General features: G+C 64.0%; 2 protein-coding genes and 1 pseudogene. 1 reads left to right on the forward strand and 2 read right to left on the reverse strand.

The window, feature by feature from the left end:
- The coding region (locus tag PI86_RS15210; RefSeq protein WP_039324157.1) for an Lrp/AsnC ligand binding domain-containing protein at positions 1-307 on the forward strand (307 nt) is incomplete at its 5' end.
- Positions 308-381: 74 nt separating this feature from the next.
- On the opposite strand, the gene PI86_RS15215 is transcribed toward PI86_RS15210, so the two are convergent.
- Together PI86_RS15215 and PI86_RS15220 are read right to left on the reverse strand one after the other, a co-directional pair.
- Positions 382-1,029, reverse strand: coding sequence for a GNAT family N-acetyltransferase (locus tag PI86_RS15215; protein ID WP_014895626.1), 648 nt, complete (start codon positions 1,027-1,029; stop codon positions 382-384).
- Positions 1,030-1,263: 234 nt separating this feature from the next.
- Positions 1,264-1,439: pseudogene (locus PI86_RS15220) on the reverse strand (TetR/AcrR family transcriptional regulator); the annotation flags it as partial.

Below are 1,439 nucleotides of genomic sequence, written 5' to 3' on the forward strand. Positions count from 1 at the left end.
CGTGCGGCTCGAGAAGCGCGGCGGCCTGGCGCCGGTCCGCGCCGACGAGACGTCGGCGCGCGCGGGCGCGACCCACGCGGAACTGTTCCGCGCGGCCGTGCAGACCTGGCCGGAAGTGGTCGCGTGCCACGCGATGACCGGCGACATGGATTACCTGCTGCGCGTGCAGGTCGAGGACATGGCGCACTTCTCCCGCTTCGTGCAGGAGCATTTGTTGCACCATCCGTCGGTGATCGACGTGAAGACGAGCTTCTCGCTCGAATGCTTCAAGGAGACGACGGCGTTGCCGATCCGGTCGGTGCGCTAGCTAGCGCGCGACGATCGCGAGGCGGGAAAGGGCGGAAGACCGGGCGCCCCGCGGGGCAGCCCGGTTGGCCGACGTCACGCCGTCAGCGCGGCGGGCATCAGCGATTCGATGAACTTCGACGTGCGGTGCGCCTGGCGCTTGAGCGCGTAGTCGAACACCGCGGCCTGCTCCTGCAGCATCTCGGCGAGGATCGTCGAATGGTCGGCCGGCGGCAGCGACAGATACGCGTCGGCTTCGCCGTACGCGTACTCGATCCGCATCCCGGACTTCTTCGCGATGTGCATCATCGTCGCGTTGCGCGACAGGCAATGCATGTACAGCATCGTCACACGCGTGTTGCGGCTGCGGATCGCCGCGCGCTCGAACAGCTTCGAGCCGACGCCGCGGCCGCGGGCGCTTTCGAGCACCGACACGCCGAACTCGGCCGTGCGCTTGTCGCCGTCGGCGGGCAGGTAGGCCAGGTGGCCGACGCCGATCAGTTCAAGCGCGTGGTCGAACACGCCGAACACGGTGTCGCGACCGAAGTCGATCGTGCGGACATAGTTCTCGATCACGTGGTCGGGCACCATCTGGCCGAAGCGCAGCAGGCGGTCCTCTTCGTCGAGCGAGAGAAAGTGGGTGAGCATTTGCTCACGGTCTTTGGAAGCCAGTTCCCTGACGAGAACCGGCGCAGTACCGGCGTTGCCGACAACATCGGCACGGCGGTTGAATTGCGTGTTCATCGTGGGTTCCTCAGTCGGTAGCCGCACAACGGGTTGTGCGATGCAGCAGCATTTTACCCGAGTCGAGGTCGAAGGATTGGGGAAAACCCGTATGTTGTCTTGAGGGTGAATTCTAAATCCGCTTAGTTCATAAGATACTTCATTGATTTTAAACGAATTTAAAATTCATCATATGAAACGCGCGGCAGGCTGTCTCAGTGTGCCCGCCGTGCAGCGCATGCTGCTGCGCGGCAATCACGCGCCGGGCGACAGTCCGCGTTCCATCAGGTCGATCACCTGCTCGGCGAAGTCGCGGTAGCCGAGGCGGCCGCCCGGCTTGAGCCACGTGAACGTCCAGTTGATCATCCCGAACACCATCATCGTGACCGACGTCTGGTTTTCCTTCGAGATCCGGTCCGGATACGCGCGCG

This window comes from Burkholderia sp. A9, assembly GCF_000801975.1.